The sequence below is a fragment of the Burkholderia ubonensis genome, assembly GCF_001718695.1.
GTDB classification, from domain to species: Bacteria; Pseudomonadota; Gammaproteobacteria; order Burkholderiales; family Burkholderiaceae; genus Burkholderia; species Burkholderia ubonensis_B.
This window is the reverse complement of record NZ_CP013422.1, coordinates 2,054,356-2,079,989: the sequence shown is the minus strand read 5'-3', so window position 1 is coordinate 2,079,989 and position 25,634 is coordinate 2,054,356. Positions and strand designations below refer to the sequence as shown.

20 protein-coding genes and 1 pseudogene are annotated in these 25,634 nt (G+C 69.4%); 14 read left to right on the top strand and 7 right to left on the bottom strand.

Going from position 1 to position 25,634, the window contains the following annotated elements; all coding sequences use genetic code 11:
* The first annotated feature begins 112 nt into the window (after positions 1-112).
* The 5 genes from prpB to WJ35_RS28745 all read left to right on the top strand — a co-directional run bounded on the left by prpB (position 113) and on the right by WJ35_RS28745 (position 7,309).
* Positions 113-1,006, top strand: coding sequence for a methylisocitrate lyase (gene prpB / locus WJ35_RS28765; protein WP_042584820.1), 894 nt, complete (start codon positions 113-115; stop codon positions 1,004-1,006).
* A 50-nt stretch (positions 1,007-1,056) separates the two neighbouring features.
* The gene (gene prpC, locus WJ35_RS28760; RefSeq protein WP_069240548.1) at positions 1,057-2,235 is read left to right on the top strand and encodes a bifunctional 2-methylcitrate synthase/citrate synthase; all 1,179 of its coding nucleotides are present in this window, start codon (positions 1,057-1,059) and stop codon (positions 2,233-2,235) included.
* Positions 2,236-2,299: 64 nt separating this feature from the next.
* Positions 2,300-4,897: a Fe/S-dependent 2-methylisocitrate dehydratase AcnD gene (gene acnD, locus WJ35_RS28755; RefSeq protein WP_060237022.1), complete on the top strand. Its 2,598-nt coding sequence runs from the start codon at positions 2,300-2,302 to the stop codon at positions 4,895-4,897.
* 25 nt (positions 4,898-4,922) lie between these two features.
* Positions 4,923-6,113 carry a 2-methylaconitate cis-trans isomerase PrpF gene (prpF, locus tag WJ35_RS28750; protein ID WP_060237025.1) on the top strand — a complete coding sequence of 397 codons (1,191 nt, stop codon included), beginning with the start codon at positions 4,923-4,925 and terminating at the stop codon, positions 6,111-6,113.
* A 125-nt stretch (positions 6,114-6,238) separates the two neighbouring features.
* The gene (locus WJ35_RS28745) at positions 6,239-7,309 is read left to right on the top strand and encodes a CaiB/BaiF CoA transferase family protein (protein WP_069240671.1); all 1,071 of its coding nucleotides are present in this window, start codon (positions 6,239-6,241) and stop codon (positions 7,307-7,309) included.
* Here WJ35_RS28745 and WJ35_RS31700 read toward each other — a convergent pair.
* Both WJ35_RS31700 and WJ35_RS28740 read right to left on the bottom strand, forming a co-directional pair.
* Positions 7,288-7,584, bottom strand: a complete 297-nt coding sequence (locus tag WJ35_RS31700) for a hypothetical protein (protein ID WP_124260150.1) — start codon at positions 7,582-7,584, stop codon at positions 7,288-7,290. The two genes, WJ35_RS28745 and WJ35_RS31700, sit on opposite strands and share 22 nt — an antisense overlap.
* On the bottom strand, positions 7,581-8,024 hold the full coding sequence (locus WJ35_RS28740; protein WP_069240547.1) for a PaaI family thioesterase: 444 nt from the start codon (positions 8,022-8,024) through the stop codon (positions 7,581-7,583). Before WJ35_RS28740 ends, WJ35_RS31700 begins: the two co-directional genes overlap by 4 nt.
* A gap of 233 nt (positions 8,025-8,257) precedes the next feature.
* Here WJ35_RS28740 and WJ35_RS28735 point away from each other — a divergent pair, with 233 nt between their 5' ends.
* Entirely contained in the window at positions 8,258-9,874 is a 1,617-nt protein-coding gene (locus WJ35_RS28735; RefSeq protein ID WP_060237029.1) for a methyl-accepting chemotaxis protein, read from the top strand.
* Here the strand turns inward: WJ35_RS28735 and WJ35_RS28730 are convergent.
* Positions 9,847-10,956: an AGE family epimerase/isomerase gene (locus WJ35_RS28730; protein WP_060237032.1), complete on the bottom strand. Its 1,110-nt coding sequence runs from the start codon at positions 10,954-10,956 to the stop codon at positions 9,847-9,849. The two genes, WJ35_RS28735 and WJ35_RS28730, sit on opposite strands and share 28 nt — an antisense overlap.
* Positions 10,957-11,071: 115 nt before the next feature.
* Here WJ35_RS28730 and WJ35_RS28725 point away from each other — a divergent pair, with 115 nt between their 5' ends.
* From WJ35_RS28725 to WJ35_RS28710, 5 genes are all read left to right on the top strand, one after another.
* Positions 11,072-11,767: an MgtC/SapB family protein gene (locus WJ35_RS28725; RefSeq protein ID WP_011881016.1), complete on the top strand. Its 696-nt coding sequence runs from the start codon at positions 11,072-11,074 to the stop codon at positions 11,765-11,767.
* A 115-nt stretch (positions 11,768-11,882) separates the two neighbouring features.
* On the top strand, positions 11,883-13,430 hold the full coding sequence (locus tag WJ35_RS28720) for a flagellar hook-length control protein FliK (protein ID WP_420480915.1): 1,548 nt from the start codon (positions 11,883-11,885) through the stop codon (positions 13,428-13,430).
* 175 nt (positions 13,431-13,605) lie between these two features.
* The gene (locus tag WJ35_RS31965; protein ID WP_010096074.1) at positions 13,606-13,761 is read left to right on the top strand and encodes a hypothetical protein; all 156 of its coding nucleotides are present in this window, start codon (positions 13,606-13,608) and stop codon (positions 13,759-13,761) included.
* A gap of 218 nt (positions 13,762-13,979) precedes the next feature.
* Positions 13,980-14,459: a GNAT family N-acetyltransferase gene (locus WJ35_RS28715; RefSeq protein WP_069240545.1), complete on the top strand. Its 480-nt coding sequence runs from the start codon at positions 13,980-13,982 to the stop codon at positions 14,457-14,459.
* A 149-nt stretch (positions 14,460-14,608) separates the two neighbouring features.
* Positions 14,609-14,845, top strand: a complete 237-nt coding sequence (locus WJ35_RS28710; RefSeq protein ID WP_059734673.1) for a hypothetical protein — start codon at positions 14,609-14,611, stop codon at positions 14,843-14,845.
* A gap of 56 nt (positions 14,846-14,901) precedes the next feature.
* Here WJ35_RS28710 and WJ35_RS32475 read toward each other — a convergent pair whose 3' ends face one another.
* From WJ35_RS32475 to WJ35_RS31960, 3 genes and pseudogenes are all read right to left on the bottom strand, one after another.
* Positions 14,902-15,495: an HAD-IC family P-type ATPase gene (locus WJ35_RS32475; RefSeq protein WP_230459740.1), complete on the bottom strand. Its 594-nt coding sequence runs from the start codon at positions 15,493-15,495 to the stop codon at positions 14,902-14,904.
* Positions 15,496-15,502: 7 nt separating this feature from the next.
* Positions 15,503-17,614: pseudogene (locus tag WJ35_RS28705) on the bottom strand (heavy metal translocating P-type ATPase); the annotation flags it as partial.
* Positions 17,615-17,900: 286 nt separating this feature from the next.
* Positions 17,901-18,044 carry a hypothetical protein gene (locus WJ35_RS31960; RefSeq protein WP_196222116.1) on the bottom strand — a complete coding sequence of 48 codons (144 nt, stop codon included), beginning with the start codon at positions 18,042-18,044 and terminating at the stop codon, positions 17,901-17,903.
* Between WJ35_RS31960 and WJ35_RS28700 the strand changes: the two genes are divergently transcribed.
* Together WJ35_RS28700 and WJ35_RS28695 are read left to right on the top strand one after the other, a co-directional pair.
* The gene (locus WJ35_RS28700; protein ID WP_069240544.1) at positions 17,986-19,422 is read left to right on the top strand and encodes a DUF1254 domain-containing protein; all 1,437 of its coding nucleotides are present in this window, start codon (positions 17,986-17,988) and stop codon (positions 19,420-19,422) included. The genes WJ35_RS31960 and WJ35_RS28700 overlap by 59 nt on opposite strands.
* 149 nt (positions 19,423-19,571) lie before the next feature.
* Positions 19,572-23,345 carry a DUF748 domain-containing protein gene (locus WJ35_RS28695; protein ID WP_069240543.1) on the top strand — a complete coding sequence of 1,258 codons (3,774 nt, stop codon included), beginning with the start codon at positions 19,572-19,574 and terminating at the stop codon, positions 23,343-23,345.
* Positions 23,346-23,420: 75 nt separating this feature from the next.
* On the opposite strand, the gene WJ35_RS28690 is transcribed toward WJ35_RS28695, so the two are convergent.
* Positions 23,421-23,642 (bottom strand): hypothetical protein, encoded by a 222-nt coding sequence (locus tag WJ35_RS28690; protein ID WP_069240542.1) that lies wholly within the window; start codon positions 23,640-23,642, stop codon positions 23,421-23,423.
* A 251-nt stretch (positions 23,643-23,893) separates the two neighbouring features.
* Between WJ35_RS28690 and WJ35_RS28685 the strand changes: the two genes are divergently transcribed.
* Positions 23,894-25,555: an alkaline phosphatase family protein gene (locus tag WJ35_RS28685; RefSeq protein WP_060237046.1), complete on the top strand. Its 1,662-nt coding sequence runs from the start codon at positions 23,894-23,896 to the stop codon at positions 25,553-25,555.
* Positions 25,556-25,634: the final 79 nt, after the last annotated feature.

The window sequence follows — 25,634 nt, the reverse complement described above, 5'->3', positions numbered from 1 at the left end:
CAATCGGCCGCGGCGGCACGCGGCCGGCTGCTTAAGAATCAGTGGGTTAGCGGCGGCACGCGAGCTGGCCCGGTACTTGCTGTGTAGCAGGCATTCCATCAGGAGGCCGTTCATGAGCAACACGCATCTTCAAAGCGCCGGCGCGAAATTCCGCGCGGCAGTCGCGGCCGAGCAGCCGCTGCAGGTGGTCGGCGCGATCACCGCCTACGCGGCCAAGATGGCCCAGGCCGTCGGCTTCAAGGCCGTCTACCTGTCGGGCGGCGGCGTCGCCGCGAATTCGCTCGGCATCCCCGACCTCGGCATCAGCACGATGGAAGACGTGCTGATCGACGCGAACCGGATCACCAACGCGACCGACCTGCCGCTGCTCGTCGACATCGACACGGGCTGGGGCGGCGCGTTCAACATCGCGCGCACGGTCCGCTCGTTCATCAAGGCCGGCGTCGCCGCCGTGCACCTCGAGGACCAGGTCGGCCAGAAGCGCTGCGGCCACCGCCCGGGCAAGGAAGTCGTGCCGACCGAGGAAATGGTCGATCGCGTCAAGGCCGCGGTCGATGCGCGCACCGACGACCAGTTCGTGATCATGGCCCGCACCGACGCGGCCGCCGCCGAAGGGATCGACGCGGCGATCGAGCGCGCGGTGGCCTACGTCGAGGCCGGCGCGGACATGATCTTCCCGGAAGCGATGAAGACGCTCGACGACTATCGCCGCTTCAAGGCCGCAGTGAAGGTGCCGATCCTCGCGAACCTGACCGAATTCGGCTCGACGCCGCTCTTCACGCTCGACGAGCTGCGCGAGGCGAACGTCGACATCGCGCTGTACTGCTGCGGCGCGTATCGCGCGATGAACAAGGCCGCGCTGAATTTCTACGAGACGCTGCGCCGCGACGGCACGCAGAAGGCGGCCGTGCCGACGATGCAGACGCGCGCCGAGCTGTACGACTTCCTCGGCTATCACGAATACGAGCGCAAGCTCGACGAGCTGTTCGCGCAGGGCAAGAAGTAACGCGGCCCGCACCCCACGAGACACGAATCCGAAAATTGGAGAACGGAAACATGAGCGAGACGAAAGACGCAGCAGCACCGGCCGCCGCCGCCGCAGGCGCGTTCAAGCCGAAGAAGTCGGTCGCGCTGTCGGGCGTGGCGGCCGGCAACACGGCGCTCTGCACGGTCGGCAAGACCGGCAACGACCTGCATTACCGCGGCTACGACATCCTCGACGTCGCCGAGTCGTGCGAGTTCGAGGAAATCGCGCACCTGCTCGTGCACGAGACGCTGCCGAACCTGACCGAACTGGCCGCCTACAAGGCGAAGCTGCGTTCGATGCGCGGCCTGCCGAACGCGCTGAAGGCGGCGCTCGAGCAGATTCCGGCGTCCGCGCACCCGATGGACGTGATGCGCACGGGCGTGTCGGTGCTCGGCACGGTGCTGCCGGAGAAGGACGATCACAACCTGCCGGGCGCGCGCGACATCGCCGATCGCCTGATGGCGTCGCTCGGCTCGATGCTGCTGTACTGGTATCACTTCTCGCACAACGGCAAGCGCATCGAGACCGAAACCGACGACGACTCGATCGGCGGCCACTTCCTGCACCTGCTGCACGGCAAGGCCCCATCGAAGTCGTGGGTCGACGCGATGCACACGTCGCTGATCCTGTACGCGGAGCACGAGTTCAATGCGTCGACGTTCACCGGCCGCGTGATCGCGGGCACGGGCTCGGACATCTACTCGGCGATCACCGGCGCGATCGGCGCGCTGCGCGGGCCGAAGCACGGCGGCGCGAACGAGGTCGCATTCGAGGTCCAGAGCCGCTACCGCTCGCCGGACGAGGCGGAAGCCGACATCCGCCGCCGCGTCGAGAACAAGGAAGTCGTGATCGGCTTCGGCCACCCGGTCTATACGATCTCCGATCCGCGCAACAAGGTGATCAAGGGCGTCGCGCACAAGCTGTCGAAGGAAGCGGGCGACCTGAAGCTGTACAACATCGCCGAGCGCCTCGAATCGGTGATGTGGGACGCGAAGAAGATGTTCCCGAACCTCGACTGGTTCAGCGCGGTGTCGTATCACATGATGGGCGTGCCGACCGCGATGTTCACGCCATTGTTCGTGATCTCGCGCACGTCCGGCTGGAGCGCGCACGTCATCGAGCAGCGCATCGACAACAAGATCATCCGCCCGAGCGCGAACTACACAGGCCCGGAAGACCTGCAGTTCGTGCCGATCGAGAAGCGCTGATCGGGCGTCCGGGGGAGGCCGGCCGGCTTCCCCCGCTCATGAATTCCCAGCTTTCCCCCACATCATGAATACCGCCTACCGCAAACCCCTGCCCGGCACGTCGCTGGACTACTTCGACGCGCGCGCCGCGGTCGAAGCGATCGCGCCCGGCGCCTACGACACGCTGCCGTACACGTCGCGCGTGCTCGCCGAAAACCTCGTGCGCCGCTGCGATCCGGCGATCCTCGCCGCTTCGCTGCAGCAGATCGTCGAGCGCAAGCGCGAGCGCGATTTCCCGTGGTTCCCGGCGCGCGTCGTGTGCCACGACATCCTCGGCCAGACGGCGCTCGTCGATCTCGCGGGCCTGCGCGACGCGATCGCCGAGCGCGGCGGCGACCCGGCGAAGGTGAACCCGGTCGTGCCCGTGCAGCTGATCGTCGATCACTCGCTCGCCGTCGAGTGCGGCGGCTTCGACCCGGACGCGTTCGCGAAGAACCGCGCGATCGAGGATCGCCGCAACGAGGACCGCTTCCACTTCATCGAGTGGACGAAGAAGGCGTTCGAGAACGTCGATGTGATCCCGCCGGGCAACGGCATCATGCACCAGATCAACCTGGAGAAGATGTCGCCGGTGATCCAGGCGCAGGACGGCGTAGCGTTCCCGGACACCTGCGTCGGCACCGACAGCCACACGCCGCACGTCGACGCGCTCGGCGTGATCGCGATCGGCGTCGGCGGCCTCGAAGCCGAGAACGTGATGCTCGGCCGCGCGTCGTGGATGCGTCTGCCCGACATCGTCGGCGTCGAGCTGACCGGCAAGCGCCAGCCGGGCATCACCGCGACCGACGTCGTGCTCGCGCTGACCGAGTTCCTGCGCAAGGAGAAGGTGGTCGGCGCATACCTCGAATTCCGCGGCGAAGGCGCGGCGAGCCTGACGCTCGGCGACCGCGCGACGATCTCGAACATGGCGCCCGAATATGGCGCGACGGCCGCGATGTTCTTCATCGACGGCCAGACGACCGACTACCTGCGCCTGACCGGCCGCAGCGACGAGCAGGTGAAGCTCGTCGAGACCTACGCGAAGGCGGCGGGCCTGTGGGCCGATACGCTGCAGCACGCACAGTACGAGCGCACGCTGACGTTCGACCTGTCGAGCGTGGTGCGCAACATGGCCGGCCCGTCGAATCCGCACAAGCGGCTGCCGACGTCCGACCTCGCCGCGCGCGGGATCGCCGGCCAGTGGGAAGAGAAGGCGGGCGAGATGCCCGACGGCGCGGTGATCATCGCCGCGATCACGAGCTGCACGAACACCAGCAACCCGCGCAACGTGATCGCCGCGGCGCTGCTCGCGCGCAACGCGAACGCGCGTGGCCTCGCGCGCAAGCCGTGGGTGAAGAGCTCGCTCGCGCCGGGCTCGAAGGCGGTCGAGCTGTACCTGAAGGAAGCGAACCTGCTGCCCGACCTCGAGAAGCTCGGCTTCGGCATCGTCGCGTTCGCGTGCACGACCTGCAACGGGATGTCGGGCGCGCTCGACCCGAAGATCCAGCAGGAGATCGTCGAGCGCGACCTGTACGCGACCGCCGTGCTGTCCGGCAACCGCAACTTCGACGGCCGCATCCATCCGTATGCGAAGCAGGCGTTCCTCGCGTCGCCGCCGCTCGTCGTCGCATATGCGATCGCCGGCACGATCCGCTTCGACATCGAGAAGGACGTGCTCGGCCACGACCAGGACGGCAAGCCGGTCACGCTGAAGGACATCTGGCCGACCGACGAGGAGATCGATGCGATCGTCGCGTCGAGCGTGAAGCCCGAGCAGTTCCGCAAGGTCTACGAGCCGATGTTCGCGCGCAGCGCCGATGCGGGCGAGCGCGCGGCGCCGCTGTACGACTGGCGGCCGCAGAGCACCTACATCCGCCGCCCGCCGTACTGGGAAGGGGCGCTGGCCGGCGAGCGCACGCTCAAGGGCATGCGCCCGCTCGCGGTGCTCGGCGACAACATCACGACCGACCACCTGTCGCCGTCGAACGCGATCCTCGCGAACAGCGCCGCCGGCGAATACCTCGCGAAGATGGGCCTGCCGGAAGAGGACTTCAACTCGTACGCGACGCACCGGGGCGATCACCTGACCGCGCAGCGCGCGACCTTCGCGAACCCGACGCTCGTCAACGAGATGGCGGTCGTCGACGGCGCGGTGAAGAAGGGCTCGCTCGCGCGCGTCGAGCCGGACGGCAACGTGATGCGGATGTGGGAAGCGATCGAGACGTACATGAATCGCAAGCAGCCGCTGATCGTCGTCGCGGGCGCCGACTACGGCCAGGGCTCGTCGCGCGACTGGGCCGCGAAGGGCGTGCGGCTCGCGGGCGTCGAGGCGATCGTCGCCGAAGGCTTCGAGCGGATCCACCGCACGAACCTGATCGGGATGGGCGTGCTGCCGCTGGAGTTCAAGCCGGGCACGAACCGGACGACGCTCGGCATCGACGGCACCGAGACCTTCGACGTGGTCGGCGCCCGCACGCCGCGCGCGGACCTGACGCTCGTGATCCATCGGAAGAACGGCGAGCGCGTCGAGGTGCCGGTCACGTGCCGGCTCGATACGGCCGAGGAAGTGTCGATCTACGACGCGGGCGGCGTGCTGCAGCGCTTCGCGCAGGACTTCCTCGAATCGTCGCAGGCGGCGGCTTGACCGGAGCACATCAGGACATACAAACATGGCTCACATTCCTCAAATCAGGATTCCCGCGACTTACCTGCGCGGCGGCACCAGCAAGGGCGTGTTCTTCCGCCTGCAGGACCTGCCCGAGGCCGCGCAGGCGCCCGGCGCCGCGCGCGACGCGCTGCTGCTGCGCGTGATCGGCAGCCCCGACCCGTACGGCAAGCAGATCGACGGGATGGGCGGCGCGACGTCGTCCACCAGCAAGACGGTGATCGTGTCGAAGAGCACGCGGCCCGGCCACGACGTCGACTACCTGTTCGGCCAGGTCGCGATCGACAAGGCGTTCGTCGACTGGACCGGCAACTGTGGCAACCTGTCGGCGGCGGTCGGCCCGTTCGCGATCGGCGGCGGCCTCGTCGATCCGTCGCGCGTGCCGCGCGACGGCATCGCGACCGTGCGGATCTGGCAGGCGAACATTGGCAAGACGATCGTCGCCCATGTGCCGATCACGAACGGCGCGGTGCAGGAAACCGGCGACTTCGAACTGGACGGCGTCACGTTCCCGGCGGCGGAGGTGCAGCTCGAGTTCATGGACCCGGCCGCCGACGAGGAAGGCGCGGGCGGCGCGATGTTCCCGACCGGCAACCTCGTCGACGATCTTTCGGTGCCGGGCATCGGCACGCTGAAGGCGACGATGATCAACGCGGGGATTCCGACGATCTTCGTTGAGGCCGAGGCGATCGGCTACACGGGCACCGAGTTGCAGGACGCGATCAACGGCGACGCGAAGGCGCTCGAGAAGTTCGAGACGATTCGCGCGCACGGCGCGCTGCGCATGGGCCTGATCGACACGCTCGACGAGATCGCGACGCGGCAGCACACGCCGAAGATCGCGTTCGTCGCGAAGCCGGCCGACTATGTCGCGTCGAGCGGCAAGCGCGTCGCGGCCGCCGACGTCGACCTGCTGGTGCGCGCGATGTCGATGGGCAAGCTGCATCACGCGATGATGGGCACGGCGGCGGTCGCGATCGGCACCGCCGCCGCGATTCCGGGCACGCTCGTCAATCTGGCGGCGGGCGGCGGCGAGCGTCAGGCGGTGCGCTTCGGGCATCCGTCGGGCACGCTGCGGGTCGGCGCGCAGGCGAAGCTGGAAAACGGCGAGTGGACCGTCACCAAGGCGATCATGAGCCGCAGCGCGCGCGTGCTGATGGAAGGGTGGGTGCGCGTGCCGGGGGATGCGTTCTGACGCGGCGCGATCAGCGTGAACAGGCCCTGCCGATCCCTGCGAAGCGGACCCCGCCGAGCAGGGATTTTTCGTTTGAGGGGGCGTCCGTCGCAAACGCCCGCCGACCGCAAAGCATGGAGAACCGCATGCCGCTCGAATCGCCGCTGACGGGCGTTCATATCGTCGAATTCGAAGGTCTCGGCCCCGGTCCGCTCGCGGGCCGGATCCTTGCCGGGATGGGCGCGCGGGTCACGCTGATCGCGCGTCCGGCGGGCCGCACGAGCGCGCCCGACGCGCTGCAGGGCTGCGACGGCGACCTGCTGCGCGAAGGCAAGACGATCGTCCCGCTCGACCTGAAAACGCCGGCGGGGCGTGACGAAGCGCTCGCGCTGATTTCACGCGCCGACGCGCTGATCGAAGGGCTGCGGCCCGGCGTGATGGAGCGCCTCGGGCTCGGGCCGGCGGATTGCGCACCGCATAACCCCCGGCTCGTCTATGGCCGGATGACCGGCTGGGGCCAGACGGGCCCGCTCTCGGCTGCCGCCGGCCACGACCTGAACTACGTCGCGTTGACGGGCCTGCTGTCGCTCGCCGCGCCGCGCGGCGCGGACAGCGCCAAGCCCGGCCTGCCGCCGACCGTCGTCGGCGACGCGGGCGGCGCGCTCGGGCTCGCGTTCGGGATCGTCTGCGCGCTGTTCGACGTGCGGGCTGGCGGGCCGGGACGGGTGGTCGACGGCGCGATCGTCGACATCGTCGCGATGCTCGGCACGCTCGCGCTATGGGCGCGCGCGAACGGCCAGCTCGACGGCGCGCAGCCGAGCCTGTTCCACGACGCGCCGTTCTACGACGTCTACCGCTGCGCGGACGGCGAATGCGTGACGATCGGCGCGCTCGAGCCGCCGTTCTATGCGCTGCTGGTCGAACGGCTGGGGCTGACGGACGTCGATCCGGCGACGCAGTACGACCGCGCGCGCTGGCCGGCGCTGAAGGCGCGTTTCGCGGAGGTGTTCGCGCGGCAGCCGTCCGCGCACTGGCGCGCGCTGCTGGAGGGCAGCGACGCGTGCTTCGCGCCGGTGCTGAGCGTCGCGGAGGCGGCGGAGCATCCGCACAATGTCGCGCGCGGGATCTATCGCACCGATTCGAACGGCGACATTCGCGCACGCGTCGCGCCGCGGTTTCTGCCGTTGACGGACGATCAAGCGAACGGGCCCGTATAAGCACCGATGCGCGGCAGGCAACGCGGGGCGTCAAGGCCGAGCTGGTTGAGCTTTGAACTCGATTCGTCGAGCGGTTCGGCGAGCCTCGCCGTATTCCTCCGGCTACGCTGCATGTCTATCCGCACCGCTACAACATCACGTTGCGCAGCGTGGGCGATCGACTGATCTGCGAAATGCGCGATGCCGTCGACCTTGCCGCGACGAAGCGATAAACGTTGACTGCGCACGTCTCCGGCGGCCGACCACGCAAGCAACCGCACCCCGAACCAATTCAAGCCGTTTCCGCCACCGCCTCGGGCATCTTCCCGTCGCCGACGCGGTTGATCGTGCCCTGCGCGATCGCGACCAGCCGCTCGTGATCGCCGTCGATGACGAACACGTGACACTGGCAGGTCGCCTGTTGCCGCCCCGCATAGACGAGCTTCGCGCGGGCGACGAGCGTGCCGTTCACCGCCGGCCGCAGATAGTTGATCTTGTATTCGGCCGTGATCACGCGCGGCCCGAGCGCGAGCGCGCCGGCGAACGTCAGCGCGTTGTCGGCGAGGTAGCTGATGACGCCGCCGTGCACGTAGCCGTGCTGCTGGCGCAACTCGTCGCGCACGGGCAGGCACAGCGACACTTCATGCTCGCCGATGTGCATCAGCTCCGTGCCGAGCAGCATGCTGAACGGTTGCGCCCGCAATGCGCCGCGGGCGTGATCCACGATGTCCGTCATCGACTTGCCTCGCAATGAATGGCCGCTTGCGCTGAACTCTAGGAAGCGGGGCGCGGATAAGCAAGGAAATCTGTCCGCATTTCCTGCGATTGGCGGCGCCGCGCGATGCGATGATTGCGTCGCTCGCGCGCGACCTCCGTAAATTGGAGGAGGTTCTCGGGCATGCCTAAAGTCCGCCCGGGAAATGCCGCTAACGCCGGGGCATTGCTCCATCGTCGCTTCCAGGAATCTCCATGTTCAGCAAAATCAAGCTCGCGTCGGGTCTGCTCGGCGTGTTGACCATGTTCTGTCTCTTCATGCTGGCGGTCGAGGCGCTCGGCTTCTGGTCGTTCACGTCGACGCGCAGCGGCGTCGACGACCTGTCGAACGTCGCGATCGCGCAGGTCGGCGCGGCGAACCAGGCGACCGAACGCCTGCTCGACGCGCGCATCAACCTGTCGCGTGCCGGCACGCGGATGGTGCGCGGCGGCCCGAAGCCGGACGACATCATCCGCCATGCGAGCGATTCGCTCGCCGAGGCGGACAAGGCGTTCGCCGCGCTCGCCGCGGCGCAGCCGGTCGACGAGGAAAACCGCACGCGCGTCGCGGCGCTCACCGAGCGCTACCGGAAAATCCACGCGGCGCTCGCGGAGCTCGTGCAGTTTCTCGACGGCGACAACATCCAGGCGTTTCTCGACCAGCCGACCCAGAGCATCCAGGATGCGTACCTGGCCGAGCTGCATCGCTTCGTCGAGTACGGCAGCGCGTCGAGCCGCACCGCGCTCGGCACGATCGACGCGGGCATGAGCTGGTTCAAGTGGGTCGGCATCGTGCTGCTGGCAGCGATGCTGGCGAGCAGCGCGGCGATCTACGCGGCCGCGCGGCGCGCGGTGGTCGCGCCGCTCGACGAGGCGGGCCTGCATTTCGAGCGGATCGCGCAGGGCCGGCTCGACGAGGATGTGCGCGCGGGCGGCGTGTACGAGATCGACCGGATGCTGCGCGGGCTCGCCACGATGCAGGCGAGCATCGCGGAGACGGTGCGCGTCGTGCGCCACGCGTCCGACGCGATCCACCTCGGCGCGGGCGAGATCGCGAGCGGCAATGCGGACCTGTCGGCGCGCACCGGCACGCAGGCCGCGTCGCTCGAGGAAACCGCCGCGAGCATGGAGGAGCTGACCGCGACCGTGCGCCAGAACACCGACAGCGCCCGCGCGGCGAGCGTGCTGGCCGACGACGCGCTCAAGGCGACGAGCCACGGCGGCGGGGTCGTCGACAGCGTGATCGACAAGATGCGCGGCATCGCGCAAAGCTCGGGGCGCATCGCGGAAATCATCTCGGTGATCGACGGGATCGCGTTCCAGACCAACATCCTCGCGCTGAACGCGGCGGTGGAAGCGGCGCGCGCGGGCGAGCAGGGCCGCGGCTTCGCGGTGGTCGCGGGCGAGGTGCGCTCGCTCGCGCAGCGCAGCGCGCAGTCGGCGAAGGAAATCAAGACGCTGATCGAGGATTCGGTCGCGCAGATCAACGGCGGCGCGGAGCTCGTCGAGCGCGCGGGCGAAGCGATGCGCACGGTGTCGACGTCGATCTCGCGCGTCGTGCAGACGATGACCGAGATCACGTCGGCGTCGGTCGAGCAGACCGTCGGGATCGAGCAGGTCAATCAGGCCGTCACGCAGATGGACCAGCTGACCCAGCAGAACGCGGCGCTGGTGGAGCAGGTTGCCGCGGCGGCCGCGTCGCTGAACGACCAGACCACGCACCTGATGCAGGCGGTGTCGGTGTTCGAGCTCGGCGACGTGCGGGCGCTCGGCGGGCGCGCCGCGCCGTCGTTCGGCGCGCCGGCTTATGCGTCGGCGGGCAGCGCAGCGTAAGCGGTCGCGAGGTGGTAAGGCGTCGTCGACGGCATGTCGGCGCGCGACACCTGGCCATCGGCCGTCTTGCACTCGAACCAGCCGCGCGGATGCAGGAAGCGTGCGGCGAAGCGCTCGATCTGCGCCGCCAGCGGCGCGGACGCCGCCGTGCCGCCGTGCGTCGCGAGCGCGCGCAGATACTCGGTCTGCGCCCAGATCCGCTGCGTGCCGTCCAGGCACGCGCCTTGCGCGTCGAGCGCGGCGCTGACGCCGCCCGTCCGCGCATCGACGCCGTGCCGTTCGGCGAACGCGAAGGCCCGCGCGAGCGCGTCGCGCAGGCCGGTATGCGCGACCCGCGCACCGGCCGCGTCGACCAGATAGAACCATTCGAATTGATGCCCCGGCTCGAAGCGGTTGTCCGCCGAGCCGAGCGGCAGCTCGGCGACGCAGCCGGTGGCCGTGTCGACGAACGCGCACTCGACCGCCTGCGCGGTGCGCGCGAGCGCATCGTCGAACGCGGCGTCGCCGAACGCGCCGGACGCCGCCAGCCACGCTTCCGTCAGGTGCATCAGCGGATTCTGCAGCGCTCCGCTGCCCGACGACGAGAAATCGGCATGACGCGCGGCGTCGAGCAGCGCATCGCCGCGCTGCGGCGCGAAGCGATCCTGGATCAGCGCGGCCGTGTCTTCGGCAACCGTGCGCGCGGCGCGCTCGCCCGAGGCCGCGTGATAGGCGGCGCAGGCGAACACGATGAACGCGTGCGTGTACAGGTCCTTGGTCGTGTCGAGCGGCGCGCCGGCCGCGTCGATGCTGTAGTGCCAGCCGCCGTGGCGGGCGTCGCGGAAATGGCGGCACAGCGCGTCGAACAGCGTCGCCGCGTGATCGGCCTCGCCGGCCTGCGCGAACACGAACAGCTGCCGCGCGCAGGCCATCGCGCGATAGCGCGCGACCGGCAGCGGCGCGTGGGTGGCCGGATCGACGGCTTCGAACGGCAGTTGCAGCGCGCGATCGAACCCTGACCCCCGCCAGATCGGCAAGACGACGTGCGCGAAATGGCGGCGCAGTTGAGTGGCCTGGGCGGAAGCGGAGTCGAAATCGGACATGACGGGGTTGAGCGCGTGAATCGAATCGTGTCGGCGCGGCCCGGTGGACCGGCGCGACCGAGGCCAAGGATAAAACATTCCGCGGCGCCGGCAGCAAAAAAAGGAGATAAATCCGATGCTCGGCAATCTGGAACTCGTGATGCGGCTGGTGCTCGCGGCCGCGCTCGGCAGTGTGATCGGCTTCGAACGCGAGCGGCTGTCGTGGGCGGCCGGCCTGCGCACGCACATGCTGGTGTGCGTGGGCTCGACGCTGATCATGATCGTGTCGGCGTTCGGGTTTGCGGATGTGCTCGGCCGCGAGCACGTCGTGCTCGACCCGTCGCGGATCGCCGCGCAGGTCGTGTCGGGCATCGGCTTTCTCGGCGCCGGCTCGATCCTGCTGCGCGGCGAGATCGTGCGCGGGCTGACCACGGCCGCGAGCCTGTGGTCGGTCGCGGCGATCGGGCTCGCGGTCGGCGGCGGCCTGTACGTCGCGTCGATTTCCGCGACGATCATCATTCTGATCATCCTCGCCGGCATCAAGCCGCTGGAGCGGCGCTACTTCACGGTGCGGCAGCGCCGGCAGCTCGCGCTGACGGTGGTGAGCGGCGCGCTGACGTTCGATTCGCTGCACGCGGCGCTCGGCCCCGACAGCGCGCGCGTGAAGCAGTTCATCGTGCAGCGCGCCGACGAAACGGGCGAGCACGACGAAGTCCGCATCGCGCTCGCGCGCGTGTCGGACCTCGAATTCCGCGCGATCTGCGACAAGCTGCGCGGGTTGCCGTGCGTGACGCGATTCGACGAAGGCAACGGGTTGGCGGGCGACGAATGAACGTCGGTCGAGCGCGTCGGCGCAGCGGCCGGATCGACATTTGGTCATGCGACAATGGCCGTCACCGATTCCGTTCGACATCCGGCGCCGCTGGCGCGACCCGTCATCCGACTCCATGACCGAATCCGTTTCCGTGCCGCGTTCCCGTTCCAGCCGTTCTTCGACTCGTTCGCGTTCGGCCGCGGCCGCCGCTGCCGCGGATAGCGCCGCTAATGCCTCTGCGCGGCCGGCCAACGCGCCGGCCGGCGATGCGTCAGACTCCAACCGTTCTTCGACTCGTTCGCGCTCGGCCGCGGCTGCCGCGGATAGCGCTGCCAAGGCATCCGCGCGGCCGGCCAACGCGCCGGCTGGCGATGCGTCGCGGGACGAAGTTACGCTCGACCTGTTCGGCGATCCGGTGCTCGAGCCGGCTGCGCGTGGGGCGGGCGCTGCGCGTGACGATACGTCGGCGGACGCACGAGCGGCAGCGGCCACGGCGGACAGCGAGGACGCCGGGCGGCAGGCGACGCTGGACGGGTTTGGTGCCACCAGCGCGATCGGTGCGACCGCGATGCGTGATGGAGACGTTGCCGCGTCGGCGGAATCGGAACTGGGGTCGTCGCCTGCGGTGCGACATGGCGATACGCGCGACGCGGATGTCGTGCACACGGTCGACCCCCACGCAACGAAGGCAGCCGACGTACGGCAACCCGCTGACGTCGGTGCGATTGCGATTAGCGAGCCGGCGATCGACGGCGCGCAAGCTCCGGCCGGCGGCGTGCCGGAAACCGCCGCCGAGGCCGTAACGGCTGCGGGGCTTGCGACCGAGACTGCCAGCGCAGTTGCCGATGCGGCCGCCGCTGAACCGCCCGTGAAATCCGCTAACGATGCGGAACTTGCGGGCACGCCGGACCAACGCGACGAAGCAGAGCGGACGCGCGGCCAGAGCAGCAGGGCGCGCCGCGCGTCGTCGGGCGGCAAGCGGCGCGCAGCGAGCGGTGCGCGCGAAACGACGGCAGCGAGCGGCACGCCGGAAGCGCAGGCGTCTGTTGCGACCGCGGAGCCGGCTTCGGCTTCGGTCCCGTCTTCAACGATGCCCGAGTACGTTGCGCCATCCGCTGAACGGCAGGCGTCGGTCGAGCCAGCCAAACCGGCCGCTCCCGCCGCTGCCGCGATTGCGACGAGCGCCGGAAATGCGCCGCGCACCGCCGCGCCGACGCAGCCGGCCGTGCCGCCGGCGGCGTCCGCGGCGACGTTCGTCACGAAACCGTCGGCCGATCGCGCGCAACCGGCCGGGCAGAAGTCGTCGGCCTTCGATCCCGACGTTCATCTGCGTCCGCTGTCCGAGCGGCTCGCCGCGTTGCAGTCCGACACGGCCGGCATCAAGCAGGTTGCCGATCGGGAAATGCGCCGGGTGAACCGCCTGCTGCTGGCGCTGGCCGTCGTCGTGCTGGCGGGGCTCGTCGCGCTGGTGTTGCAAACCCGGCAAATCGCGCAGCTGAAACAGGACCTCGATGTCCGGCAACAGCGAATCGATCGCCTGACCGCCGATCTGGCGACGCAGCAGGCGACGTTGATGACCCTCGCGGACCGCCACGAGGCGCTGCTGTCGCAAGTCGACCGGCTCCAGCGCAATGCGAATCGCGAGGCCGCGGCCGCGAAGCGCGTGCGTCGAACCCGCTAAGCAGTCCGACCCTACCTGCAACGCCACGCCGGGCAACGATCGCCGTATTACGGCGTCGTGAGACGACTACAGCGGTGCGACGAATTGATGCGTAACGCTGGCGGAGTTCAGGGAAAACCCTTAGAATGGAGTCCATCTAAGGGAAAACCCTAGCCAACCCTGTCGGGAGTCGCACATGAGCTTCATCCTCGCCCTGCTGCAAAAGATCGACGATCTGTTCGTTTCGCCGCACCTGCCGCTCGACGCGGAATACTCGTACGCCGCGCGTCACGCCGAAGCCGAGCGCGTGCGCCGCTCGCACCTCGTGCCGCTTTGCCTGTACCGTCGCTGATTCGCTGATTCGCTGATTCGCTGATTCGCTGATTCGCTGATTCGCTGATTCGCTGATTCGCTGATTCGCTGATTCGCTGATTCGCTGATTCGCTGATTCGCTGATTCAGCGCGGCGCCCGCCGCACCTGCCCGCCCGTTTCCGCCGCCGCGCCGTACGTGTGCGTGCGCGACCGTCCCGCTACACTGGAAGTCCGATTCCTCTCACGGCGACCGGGCCATGTTGCAGATGCGGCCGATGACGGCCGGCGAATTTCATGCGTACCGCACGCGAGCCATCGAAGGCTACGCGCGCGACCTCGTCTCATCCGGGCAAAACGCCGTCGAAGACGCGCCCGCCCGCGCCCGGGCCTGTTTCGACACCTTGCTGCCGGACGGCCTGCTGACACCCGGCCAGATACTCGTCTCCCTCGTCGACGCCGCCGATGGCGATGTGCTCGGCGATCTCTGGTACGCGATCGTGACCGAAGGTCCGAACCGCACGCTGTTCATCTACGATCTCGAAATCGCACCGTCCAGGCGCCGCCAGGGCTGGGCCACGCGCGTGCTCGACGCGCTCGAGGCCGAGGCGCGCCGGTACGGCGTGACCGAGATCGGCCTGTCCGTGTTCAACCACAACGCGGCGGCGCGGGCGCTGTATCGCGCGTGCGGTTTCGTGCCGATCACGACGACGCTGATCAAGCCGGTCGTTCAGGAGTAGCGGCGGGGATTCCCCCAACGACGGCTCGGCGTTCGCATTCCATTCCATTCCGGAAGGAAGCGTGATGCATCGGCCATGCGTTCGAGAAATCGTGGCCGCAACGAAAGACGCCCCGGAATGCCACGTCCCACGGACGGTTCAATACTGATATGCGAAAACGCCCGTTGCGCATCTCGATCGGTATGGCGCTGCTGATTGCCATCCTGCTGACTTGTGCGTTCAACGCAATCAGTCTCAATGCGGCGTACGGCGACGGTCCGCCGTACTACGCGCGCAGCACCGACATGGACAAGTGGACGAACCCGCTTCCGTTGCCGGGTATGGTCGACGGCGCGATGTTGGTCGTGATCGCCGCGTATCGTTCGTGGCTTCGTCGAAGCCGTTGAACCCTGCGCGGTGCGAAGCGGGCGGATGAAGGCCCCCGTGTTCGCCCCGCGCCACATCACCGCGCCTTGCCTTTCCATCTCCGCAGCAGCAGCGCGTTCGTCACCACGCTCACGCTGGAAAACGCCATCGCCGCGCCCGCGATCACCGGGTTCAGCCAGCCGAGCGCCGCGAGCGGCACGCCGACCAGGTTGTAGACGAACGCCCAGAACAGGTTCTGCTGGATCTTGCGGTACGTGCGCTTCGAGATGTCGATCGCGTCGGCGACGAGGCTCGGGTCGCCGCGCATCAGCGTGATGCCGGCGGTGTGCATCGCGACGTCGGTGCCGGTCGCCATCGCGATCCCGACGTCGGCCGCGGCGAGCGCGGGCGCGTCGTTGATCCCGTCGCCGACCATCGCGACGATGCCGTCATGCGTGCGCTTGAGCTCCGCGACGACGCGCGCCTTGTCGTCCGGCAGCACCTGCGCGTGGACCTCGCCGATGCCGAGCGACGCCGCGACCGCCGCCGCGCTGCCACGGTTGTCGCCCGTCACGAGCACGCTCGCGACGCCGCGCGCGGCGAGCGCCGCGATCGCGTCGCGGGCCCCGGGCTTCACGGTGTCGCCGAACGCGATCAGCGCGAGCGGCGCACGCGGCGCGTCGGCGCGCATCAGCCACGAGATCGTGTTGCCGGCGCGCTCGAGCTCGGCCGCGCGCGTATTTATTCAGCGCGGGCGGCACGGCGATGCCCAGCTCGTCGCGCCAGCGCGTGCTGCCGAGCGCCAGCAGCCGGCCGGCGACGCGCGCCTCGACGCCGCGTCCGGCGACCGCCCGCGCGTCGGTCGCGACGGGCGCCGACGTCGCGCCGCCGCGCGCCGCGACGTCGGCATGGTGCGCGGCGACCACGGCGCGCGCCAGCGGATGATCGCTGTGGCGCTGCACCGCCGCGGCGAGCGCGAGCGCCTCGTCGCGCGGCAGGCCGACCGCGTCGAACGCGGTGACGGACGGCTTGCCCTCGGTGAGCGTGCCGGTCTTGTCGAACGCGATCACGGTCGCGCGCTGCGCGAGCTCGAGCGCCTGCGCATCCTTGATCAGCACGCCGTGACGCGCGGCGACGCCGGTGCCGGCCATGATCGCGGCGGGCGTCGCGAGGCCGAGCGCGCACGGGCACGCGATCACGAGCACCGCGACCGCGTTGAGGATCGCGGTTTCCGCGCCCGCGCCGGCAATCAGCCAGCCGATCAGCGTCAGCGCCGCGATGCCGAGGATCGCCGGCACGAACACCGCGCTCACGCGGTCGACGAGCCGCTGGATCGGCGCCTTCTCCGCCTGCGCGGATTCGACGAGCCGGATGATGCGGGCGAGCGTCGTCTCCGCGCCGATCGCGGTGGTTTCGACGACCAGCGCGCCTTCGCCGTTGATCGAGCCGGCCGTCACCGGATCGCCGTCGTCTTTCGCGACCGGCAGGCTTTCGCCGGTGATCAGCGATTCGTCGATGTGCGAGCGGCCCGACACGACCCGGCCGTCCACCGGCACCCGTTCGCCGGGCCGGATGCTGACGGCCGTGCCGACGCGCACCTGCGCGAGCGGCACGTCGCGTTCGACGCCGTGCTCGACGATGCGTGCGCGGTCCGGCCGCAGCGCGTTCAGCGCGCGGATCGCTTCCGTGGTCTGGCGCTTCGCGCGCGCTTCGAGCCATTTGCCGAAGCGCACCAGCGTGATGATCACGGCCGACGCCTCGAAATACAGATGGCCCGGATGCATGGGGTCGCGCAACAGCATCCACAGGCTCAGGCCGTAGGCGGCCGACGTGCCGAGCGCGACGAGCAGGTCCATGTTGCCGGCGCGCGCCTTGATCGCGTGCCAGGCCGCGCGGTAGAAGCGCGCGCCGAAGCCGAACTGGACGATCGACGCCAGCACCAGCTGGAGCCAGCCGTTCAGCAATGCGTCGACGCCGAACGGCGCGGCGAACATCGGCGCGATCAGCGGCGCGCTCAGCAGCGCGGCGGCGATCACGAGGTTGCGTTCGCGGATCGCGTCGCGGCGCTTGCGCGTGTCGGTGGTCTGCGCCGGGTCGGCCGCGGCGGGACCGGCTGCCGCGGCCTGCGCCTCGGCGGCGAGCGACGCCTGATAACCGGCCGACGTGACCGCCGCGATCAGCGCGGCCGGGTCGAGCGGGGCGGCGCCGTGCACCGTCGCGCGCTCGGTCGCGAGATTGACCGACGCGCGGGCGACGCCCGGCACGTTCGCGAGCGCCTTTTCGACGCGGCCGGCGCAGGACGCGCAGGTCATCCCGCCGATGTCCAGCTCGAAACTGGCCGGTCCGGCGCGGTCGGCCGCGGGTGTGGCGGCGACCGGCGTCGCGCCGTAGCCGGCCTGCCGGACCGCGTCGACGAGCCGCGACGCGGACACGTCCGGCGCGGCGTCGACGCTCGCGCGCTCGGTGGCCAGATTGACGGATGCCCGCGTGACGCCCGGCACCTTCGCGAGCGCCTTTTCGACGCGCGCGACGCACGATGCGCAGGTCATCCCTTCGATTTCGAGTTCGATGCTGGCCGGAGCCTGAGCCTGAGGAGCCGCAGCCGGCTGCGCGCTGGCGGTCGGCTCCGCCGCGACTGGTGTCGCGCCGTAGCCGGCCTGCCGAACAGCGTCCGCGAGCTGCGTCGCACCGACGTCCATAGTGGCGGCCACGCTTGCCCGTTCGGTCGCGAGGTTCACGGATGCCCGTGCGACGCCCGGCACCTTGGCGAGCGTCTTCTCGACGCGGCCGGCGCACGATGCGCAGGTCATTCCGTCGATATCGAGTTCGATCGTGTGCGTTGCCGTGGACGCGAGTGATTCAGTCATGTCGGATTCCCCAAAGGCACGGTTCGTGCCGCGAATGACATCAGTATCGACATTCCCATCATGGGAAGGTCAAGCGGCGATGTCGATCCGGAGCGAGATATCAAAATAATGGTTCGCGATCGACCCTCGGCCCCGCAATGACCTTAGCCTGCTATTCGGCATATTGGGGAATGCGCCGAGGCGCTATGATACCGGCCTGACATCAGCGCCCGCCGCGACGAGACGGCAATCAGGGCCGCTGAAGTGCCTTGCTTGCGCCGAGCATGCGTCGAACAAGGCGTTGACTGACAAAAAAGATATTCGGCCAGTGATCAATGATTGAAAATCGACGAGAATCCGTTTCTCTGCGGCGCGCCTGCGCGTCGCTGGCCATTGCGGCCCTCCTGGCCGGATGCGCCGCCCAGCCCGACGCGATCCCGCGCAAGACCGGCTGGATGCGCGCCGAAGTGGCCGATGCCTATATATATGCATACCCGCTCGTGATGATGGACGTCGCGAAGGACGCCGCCACCGGCGGCGACGGCGCGCAGCCCGGCCAGGCGCCCGTCAACACGCTGCGCCATGCGCAGGCGCTGCCGCCCGTCGGCGCGGTCAATCCGCCGCTGCCGGGCGTCGACACGCTCGATTCGACCGGCTGGCTCGACGTGGCCGCCGAACCGGTGATCGTCACGCTGCCCGACACCCGCGGCCGCTACTGGGACGCCCGCGCGCTCGACATGTGGACCAACGTGCTGTGGTCGTCGAATGCGGCCGCGCGCGGCCCGCGCGGCGGCCCCCGATCGCAAACGATTGCCTTCGCCGCGAAGGACTGGCAGGGCACGCTGCCGAAGGGCGTGACGCGCGTCGACGCGCCGTCGCGCAACGCGTGGCTCGAAGTGCGCCTGCAGACGAGCGGCGGCCGCGACCTGACCGCCGTGAAGAAGCTGCAGCGCGCGATCCGCGTGGTGCCGCTGTCGGTGTATACGGGCGCGGCGCGCGGCGCGTCGGTCGCGGTGCATGCCGGCAGCGCGGCCGCCGAGGCGGCGAGCGGCGGCACGCCGGCCGAGCAGGTCGCGGCGCTCGACCCGAAGGCGTACTTCACGCGCTTCGCGCAGGCGCTGCAGGACAACCCGGCGCCCGCCGACGACGCGCACGCGCAGCAGCAGCTCGAGGAAATCGGCGTGATGGCCGGCTATCCGGTGCTGTGGACGGGCGATCGCCTCACGGCCGCGACGGCGGGCGTCGCCGAAGCGCGCGCGCGGCTCGCGGCGCCGCCGCCGAACCTGCTGAACGCGAACGGCTGGAGCTGGATCGGCGACACCGCCGGCAAGTACGGCCAGGACTACGCGCTGCGCGCCTATGCGGCCTTCACGCAGTTCGGCACCGCGACGCGCGACGACGAGACGCTTGCGGTCGTGCGCGTCGACAGCGACGGCCATGCGCTGAACGGCGCGAACCGCTACACGCTGCATTTCGCGGCGGGCGCGCTGCCGCCCGTGCGCGCGTTCTGGACGCTCACGCCCTACACGACGGGCGGCGCGCTGCCCGACGTCGGGGCTGCCCGCCGCTCGCTCGGCGATCGCGACCGGCTGCGCCGCAACCGCGACGGCTCGATCGACATCGTCGTCTCCGCGACGTCGCCGGGCGGCGCGAACGCGGCGAACTGGCTGCCGGCGCCGCGCGCGGACTTCGCGCTGGCGCTGCGGCTCTACGCGCCGAAGCCGAAGGCGAACGACGGCTCCTGGATGCCGCCCGTCGTCGTGCGCAAGTGAGCGCGCCGCCGCCGCGCCGGTCCGACCGGCAGGCGCGGCGGCGGCCCCATCTGCGTTCCGTCACCCCCTGAGCCTATACTTGCGGGAAACGGGCCGGATCGCACCGATTCCCCGGATTCCCTGAAATATTGCTCCCAAGGCAATTCGGCATGGCAAGCCTCAACAAAGACACCGTTTCCTCGACGCTGCATGCGCTGCGCGACGTCGCGCGCGCGCCCCGGACCCGGCGCATCGGCCTCGGCGTGCTGATCTTCCTCATTCTGTTCGGGCTGCTCGGGTTCTTCGCCGCGCCGCCGCTGATCCGCCACATCGCCGAACAGCAGCTGAGCCGGCAGCTCGACCGTCCCGCGACGATCCAGCGCATCGCGCTCAATCCGTATACGCTGAACCTCGAAGCCGACGGCATCCATCTCGGCGAGCGCGGCGGCCAGGGCGATTTCATCGACATCGGCAAGCTCGTCGTGCGCCCGTCGTGGACGTCGCTGTTCCGCGGCGCGCCGATCGTCAACGAAGTCCGCGTCGATGCGCCGCGCTTTCACGTCGTGCGCTACGACGCGCAGCGCTTCAACTTCACCGACCTGATCGAGAAGTTCTCGACGCCGTCGAAACCGGAAAGCAAGCCGACGCACTTCTCGGTGTCGAACATCCAGATCGACGACGGCCGGATCGACTTCGACGACCGCCTGCTCAATGAAAAGCACGTCGTCGACAACTGGACGCTCGGCATTCCGTACATCGCGACGCTGCCGTCGAAGACCGACATCTTCGTCCAGCCGAAGCTGCACCTGCGGCTCGACGGCAGCCCGATCGCGATCGAAGGCCGGACCAAGCCGTTCGCGCAGTCGCGCGAATCGGAGATCGCGCTGAAGTTCGACAAGCTCGATGTGCCGCGGCTGATCTCGTACGTGCCGGCGAAGCTGCCGGTCGCGGTGACGAGCGGCCTGCTCAGCAGCAACCTCAAGCTCAATTTCGTGATGAGCGGCGCGACGCCGGCGCTGCGCGTGTCGGGCACCGTGGACCTGAACGACGCGAAGGTGACGAGCGCGGCGTCCGAGCCGCTGTTCGCCGCGCGCGGCGTGCACGTCGCGGCGGCCGGCCTCGAGCCGCTGCGCAACGCGCTGCATTTCGACGAGATTCGCGTCGACCAGCCGGTCGTCGATCTCGCGCGCGACCGGCAGGGCGTGCTGAACGTCGAGAAGCTGGCCGCGCACCCCGCGGCGCAGCCCAACGCAAAGGCGCCGTCGGCCGCGCCGGCCGCGTCGGGCGTGGCCGTGCCGGCAGCGGCGAGCGCGGCGACGGCCGCATCGGGCGCTGCAGCGCCGGTCGAAACCAAGACGCCGCCGCTCGACCTGACGATCCGCCACTTCGCGATCGACGGCGGCACGATCAACCTCGACGACCGCGTGCCCGCGACGCCGACCACGCTGTCGCTCACGAAACTGGCGGCGACGCTCGACGGCTTCACGCTGCAAGGCAACACGCCGGCGAAGTACACGCTGTCGACGTCGCTGTCGCGCGGCGGCGACGTGAAGGCCGAAGGCGCGTTCAGTGTCGCGGCGAAGCAGGCCGATACGAAGCTGACGGTCGATGCGCTCGCGCTGCCCGCGCTGCAGCCGTACCTCGGCGAAGCGACGCGCGCGCGCGTGCTCGACGGCACGCTCGGCGCGACGCTCAACGCGAAGGCCGACTGGGGCAAGACGCCGCTCGACGCGCAGGTCGCCGACAGCGAGGTCAGCCTGAAATCGCTGAAGATCGCGACGCCGGACGCGAAGACGCCGGCCATCGTGCTGCCCGACGCGAGCGCGAAGATCGCGAAGGTCGATCTCGCGACGCGCACCGCGCAGATCGCGAGCGTCGACGCGAGCGGGCTCGCGCTCGACGTGACGCGCCTGAAGGACGGCACGATCGATCTCGCGGCGCTGGCGAGCGCCGAGCAGAAGGCGCTGCCCGCGCGCACGGTCGCGCGCAAGGCGGAGGCCGCCGCACCGTCGTGGCATTACCGGATCGACGCGCTGAACGTGAAGGATGCGGCGGCGAACTACACGGACCTGTCGACGCCGCGCCCGGTGAAGCTCGCGATCAAGCCGCTGGCGTTGTCCGTCCAGAAGATCAGCGACGACCTGACGAAGCCGCTGCCGGTCGAACTGAAGGCGACCCTGAACCGCAAGGGCTCGCTGAACGTGTCGGGCGACGTCACCGCGCAGCCGCTCAAGCTCGGCCTGAAGATCAACGGCGACCGCCTCGACGCGGCCGCGTTCGAGCCGTATTTCGGCAGCGCGCTGAACGCGACCGTCGCGAGCGCGCTGCTCAACGCGAACGGCAACCTCGCGTTCGCGCAGGCGAACGGAGCGACACGCGCGTCGTATCGCGGCGACGCGGCGCTCGTCGATGTGCGGATGCTCGACAAGGCGACGTCCGACCCGTTCGCCGGATGGCGCTCGCTCGCGCTGTCGAACCTGAAGGCGACCTACGACGAGAAGGGCACCGACGTCGACGCGGCGCGCGTGACGTTCTCGAACTTCTACGGCCGCGTGCTGCTCGACGCGCAAGGGCGGCTGAACCTGAAGGACATCGTCGCGAAGGAATCCGGCCCCGCGCAGTCGCTGACGCGCGACACGAGCAAGGGCGAGCCGGCGCCGGCTGCCGCGTCGGCCGCGGTCGCGCAGCAGGCGTCCGCGCCGGCTGCCGTGTCGGCGCCGACGGTCGTCAAGGCCGCGCCGCCGCCGCAGAACCCGGTGCGGGTGCATTTCGGCGAGTTCGTGCTGCAGAACGGCCGCGTGAACTACACCGACAACTTCATCAAGCCGAACTACACGGCGAACCTCGTCGCGATCAAGGGCACGATCGGCGCGTTCGGCACCGATTCGACGACGTCCGCGCCGGTCGACGTCGCCGCGAACCTTGCGGGCAACGGGCCGATCTCGATCAAGGGCACGGTCAATCCGCTGATCGCGAAGCCGGCGCTCGACCTTACCGCAACCGCGCACGACATCGAGCTGACCAACCTGACGCCGTATTCCGCGAAGTACGCGGGCTACCCGATCACGAAGGGCAAGCTCAACGTCGACCTGCATTACCAGCTCGCGAACGACCAGCTGTCGGCGAACAACCACATCTTCATCGACCAGCTGACGTTCGGCGACCACGTCGAGAACGACACGGCGACCAAGCTGCCGGTGAAGCTCGCGATCTCGCTGTTGAAGAATTCGCGCGGGGAGATCGACGTGAGCCTGCCGGTGTCGGGCTCGCTGTCGAATCCGGAGTTCAGCGTCGGCGGGCTGATCTGGCGCGCGGTGCTGAACCTGATCGCGAAGGCGGTCACGTCGCCGTTCACGCTGCTTGCGCACGCGTTCGGCGGCGGCGGCGAGGAGCTCGGCTACGTCGAGTTCGCGCCGGGCTCGGACGAGCTCGCCGACGCGCAGCAGAAGAAGCTCGACACGGTCGTGAAGATGCTGAACGAGAAGGCGTCGATCCGTCTCGACCTGATCGGCCGCGTCGATCCGGACAAGGACACGCCGGGGCTGCGCGAAACCTACGTCGACCGGCTCGTGCGCCAGCAGAAGCTGAAGGACGTCGTCGGGCAGGGCGAGAGCATCGATCCGCGCTCGGTGAAGGTCGAGCCGGCCGAGTACCACACGTATCTGACGCGTGCGTACAAGGCCGCCGACTTCAAGAAGCCGCGCAACCTGGTCGGCCTGCAGAAGACGCTGCCGGACGACGAGATGAGGAAGGCGCTGGCCGAGCACGCGCCGGTCGACGAAGGCAGCCTGCGCACGCTCGCGCAGGCGCGCGCGCAGTCGGTGCGTCAGTACCTCGAAGGGAAGATCGATTCGAGCCGGATGTTCATCGTCGCGCCGAAGCTCGATGCGAAGGGCATCGACGACAAGGGCGCGACGACGCGTGTCGACTTCGGCCTGCAGTAACGCGGCAAGCAAGCGGCCGCGCGTCGTTCGACGCGGCCGCGCCGCGCACGATCGCGCGGCGCGGCCCGTGCGGCGTCAGCGCCCGTCGAGCGCCGGTTCGCGCTTGTCCAGCTCCTTCCTCGCCGCCAGCGGCAGGCGCGGATCGTCCCATTGCGTCAGCCACTGCACTTCCTTCGCCGTGAACACCTGTCCGTAGTTGCGCAGCGCGTACTGCAACGCGTCGACGACGTGATGGCGAATGATTTCAGGGGTGCGTGCATCGTCCAGCACGAACCGGAGGGCTTCCAGGGTCGACATTCTCGTGCTCCGGGTCAGGGAAAACCCTTTATTACACGCCAATAGTCGCGCGCCAAGTCCGACAAAAATCCGGCCGCGTGCACGCGCGGCGGCCGACGCGGCGCATCGCGACCGTCCGATGCCGCTTGCGATTGGTTACGTTTGACAGAAAACAGAAAGCCTCGCTTCATCGGACCGCCGCACGAGCCGGCCATATTTTGCGCGCCTTCCGGCAAGTCATGCGGTTCAACGTCAATCGATGAGGTGGGGTGATGATTTCGTTCTTCGGTAAGCAGCGGAAGGTGGCGGTGATGGTGGCGGGCGCGCTGGCGCTCGCGAGCGCGGGCGCCTGCGCACAGGGCGACGACGAACGGCACGAGCACGGCCGCCGCGTCGTGAAGCACGTGCTGCTGCTCAGCATCGACGGCCTGCACGAGCAGGATCTCGCGCGCTGCATCGGCGCGAACACGTGCCCGAACCTGGCGGCGCTCGCGCAAAGCGGCGTGACGTACACGAATGCGCACACGCCGGGCCTGTCGGATTCTTTCCCGGGCCTCGCGGCGCTCGTGACGGGCGGCTCGCCGAAGACGGCCGGCCTGTTCTACGACGTGTCGTACGACCGCAGCCTGTACGCGCCGACCGACACGACCTGTTCGGGCAAGCAGGGCTGGAACGTCGTGTTCGACGAAACGACGGGCATCGACGCGATGAACGGCGGCCCGCTCGTGCACCTCGACGGCGGCGGCGCGTTCAACCCGCAGGCGATCCCGAATGCGCTCGTCGGCGGCCAGTGCGTGCCGGTCTATCCGCACAACTACGTGAAGACGAACACCGTGTTCGAGGCCGTGAAGTCGGCGATCCCGAACGCGCGCACCGCATGGGCCGACAAGCACGCCTGGGGCTACGACTGGGTGAACGGCCCGTCGGGCAAGGGCGTCGACGATCTCGCGCGCACCGAGATCAACTCGATCGACCCGGTGACGAAGACCGCCTACACCGACGTCTATTTGCATACCGCGCAGTTCGACAACCTGCACGTGCAGGCGCTGATCAACCAGATCGACGGCCTGGACTCGACCGGCAAGACGGCCGCGCCGGTGCCGACGCTGTTCGGCGCGGACTTCCAGACGCTGAGCGTCGCGCAGAAGGCGCCGGTGACGAAGGGCGGCGGCTACCTGGACGCGAACTTCACGCCGAACGGGCAAGTCGCGAACGCGATCACGTATGTCGACAACTCGATCGGCCGGATCGTCGCCGAGCTGAAGCAGCGCAACCTGTACAGCACGACGGCCGTGATCGTGACGGCGAAGCATGGCCAGTCGCCGACCGATCACACGAAGCTCGTGAAGAACGGCGACACGCTGACCAAGCTGCTCGAAGCGAACAACTATCTCGATCCGAACGGCAACTTCGGCCAGAACAACACGACGACGGGCAACCCGAACGACGGCACGGGCCTCGTCGGCACGGGCTTCGTGCAGACCGACGACGTCGGCCTGATCTGGCTGCGCGACCGCGGCCAGCGCACCGCCGTCGTCCAGACGCTGAACGCGAACCTCGGCTGCAACGCGCCGGGGATCTGCGCGGACGGCCCGCAGGCGGACATCCTGTACGGCGCCGCGCTCGCCGAGCGGTTCGGCGATCCGGCCAACGGCCGCACGCCGGACATCGTCGTGCAGCCGAACCCGGGCGTGATCTACACGTCGAGCACGAAGAAGGACGAGGAGCACGGCGGCAATGCGCCGGACGACAGCCACCTCGGCCTGCTCGTGTCGTATCCGGGCCTGCATCGCGCGCGCGCGGTCAGCGACTACGTCGGCACCAGGCAGGTCGCGCCGACGATCCTCGGGCTGCTCGGCGTCGAGCCGGAGCGGCTGCACGCGGTCGTCGCCGAGCACACGCACGTGCTGCCGGGGCTGGGCATCGAGCGCTGACCGGGTGAATCGCCTGCCGCCCGCGCGCGGCAGACGCACTGCGCGGCGCCGTGCGGTCGACGGCGCCGCGCCGCTTTTC

Excerpts from the sequence above, each read along its gene's own strand:
- WJ35_RS28710 (WP_059734673.1), top strand. The coding sequence starts at position 14,609 with ATGCGAAAACGCCCGTTGCGCATCTCGATCGGTATGGCGCTGCTGATT.
- WJ35_RS28715 (WP_069240545.1), top strand. The coding sequence starts at position 13,980 with ATGTTGCAGATGCGGCCGATGACGGCCGGCGAATTTCATGCGTACCGC.
- WJ35_RS28690 (WP_069240542.1), bottom strand. The coding sequence starts at position 23,642 with ATGTCGACCCTGGAAGCCCTCCGGTTCGTGCTGGACGATGCACGCACC.
- prpF (WP_060237025.1), top strand. The coding sequence starts at position 4,923 with ATGGCTCACATTCCTCAAATCAGGATTCCCGCGACTTACCTGCGCGGC.
- WJ35_RS28720 (WP_420480915.1), top strand. The coding sequence starts at position 11,883 with ATGACCGAATCCGTTTCCGTGCCGCGTTCCCGTTCCAGCCGTTCTTCG.
- WJ35_RS31960 (WP_196222116.1), bottom strand. The coding sequence starts at position 18,044 with ATGGCCAGCGACGCGCAGGCGCGCCGCAGAGAAACGGATTCTCGTCGA.
- prpC (WP_069240548.1), top strand. The coding sequence starts at position 1,057 with ATGAGCGAGACGAAAGACGCAGCAGCACCGGCCGCCGCCGCCGCAGGC.
- WJ35_RS32475 (WP_230459740.1), bottom strand. The coding sequence starts at position 15,495 with ATGCGCGCCGACGCGCCGCGTGCGCCGCTCGCGCTGATCGCGTTCGGC.
- WJ35_RS28730 (WP_060237032.1), bottom strand. The coding sequence starts at position 10,956 with ATGTCCGATTTCGACTCCGCTTCCGCCCAGGCCACTCAACTGCGCCGC.
- WJ35_RS31965 (WP_010096074.1), top strand. The coding sequence starts at position 13,606 with ATGAGCTTCATCCTCGCCCTGCTGCAAAAGATCGACGATCTGTTCGTT.
- WJ35_RS28700 (WP_069240544.1), top strand. The coding sequence starts at position 17,986 with ATGATTGAAAATCGACGAGAATCCGTTTCTCTGCGGCGCGCCTGCGCG.
- WJ35_RS28735 (WP_060237029.1), top strand. The coding sequence starts at position 8,258 with ATGTTCAGCAAAATCAAGCTCGCGTCGGGTCTGCTCGGCGTGTTGACC.
- WJ35_RS28685 (WP_060237046.1), top strand. The coding sequence starts at position 23,894 with ATGATTTCGTTCTTCGGTAAGCAGCGGAAGGTGGCGGTGATGGTGGCG.
- WJ35_RS28695 (WP_069240543.1), top strand. The coding sequence starts at position 19,572 with ATGGCAAGCCTCAACAAAGACACCGTTTCCTCGACGCTGCATGCGCTG.
- WJ35_RS28725 (WP_011881016.1), top strand. The coding sequence starts at position 11,072 with ATGCTCGGCAATCTGGAACTCGTGATGCGGCTGGTGCTCGCGGCCGCG.
- prpB (WP_042584820.1), top strand. The coding sequence starts at position 113 with ATGAGCAACACGCATCTTCAAAGCGCCGGCGCGAAATTCCGCGCGGCA.
- WJ35_RS28740 (WP_069240547.1), bottom strand. The coding sequence starts at position 8,024 with ATGACGGACATCGTGGATCACGCCCGCGGCGCATTGCGGGCGCAACCG.
- WJ35_RS28745 (WP_069240671.1), top strand. The coding sequence starts at position 6,239 with ATGCCGCTCGAATCGCCGCTGACGGGCGTTCATATCGTCGAATTCGAA.
- acnD (WP_060237022.1), top strand. The coding sequence starts at position 2,300 with ATGAATACCGCCTACCGCAAACCCCTGCCCGGCACGTCGCTGGACTAC.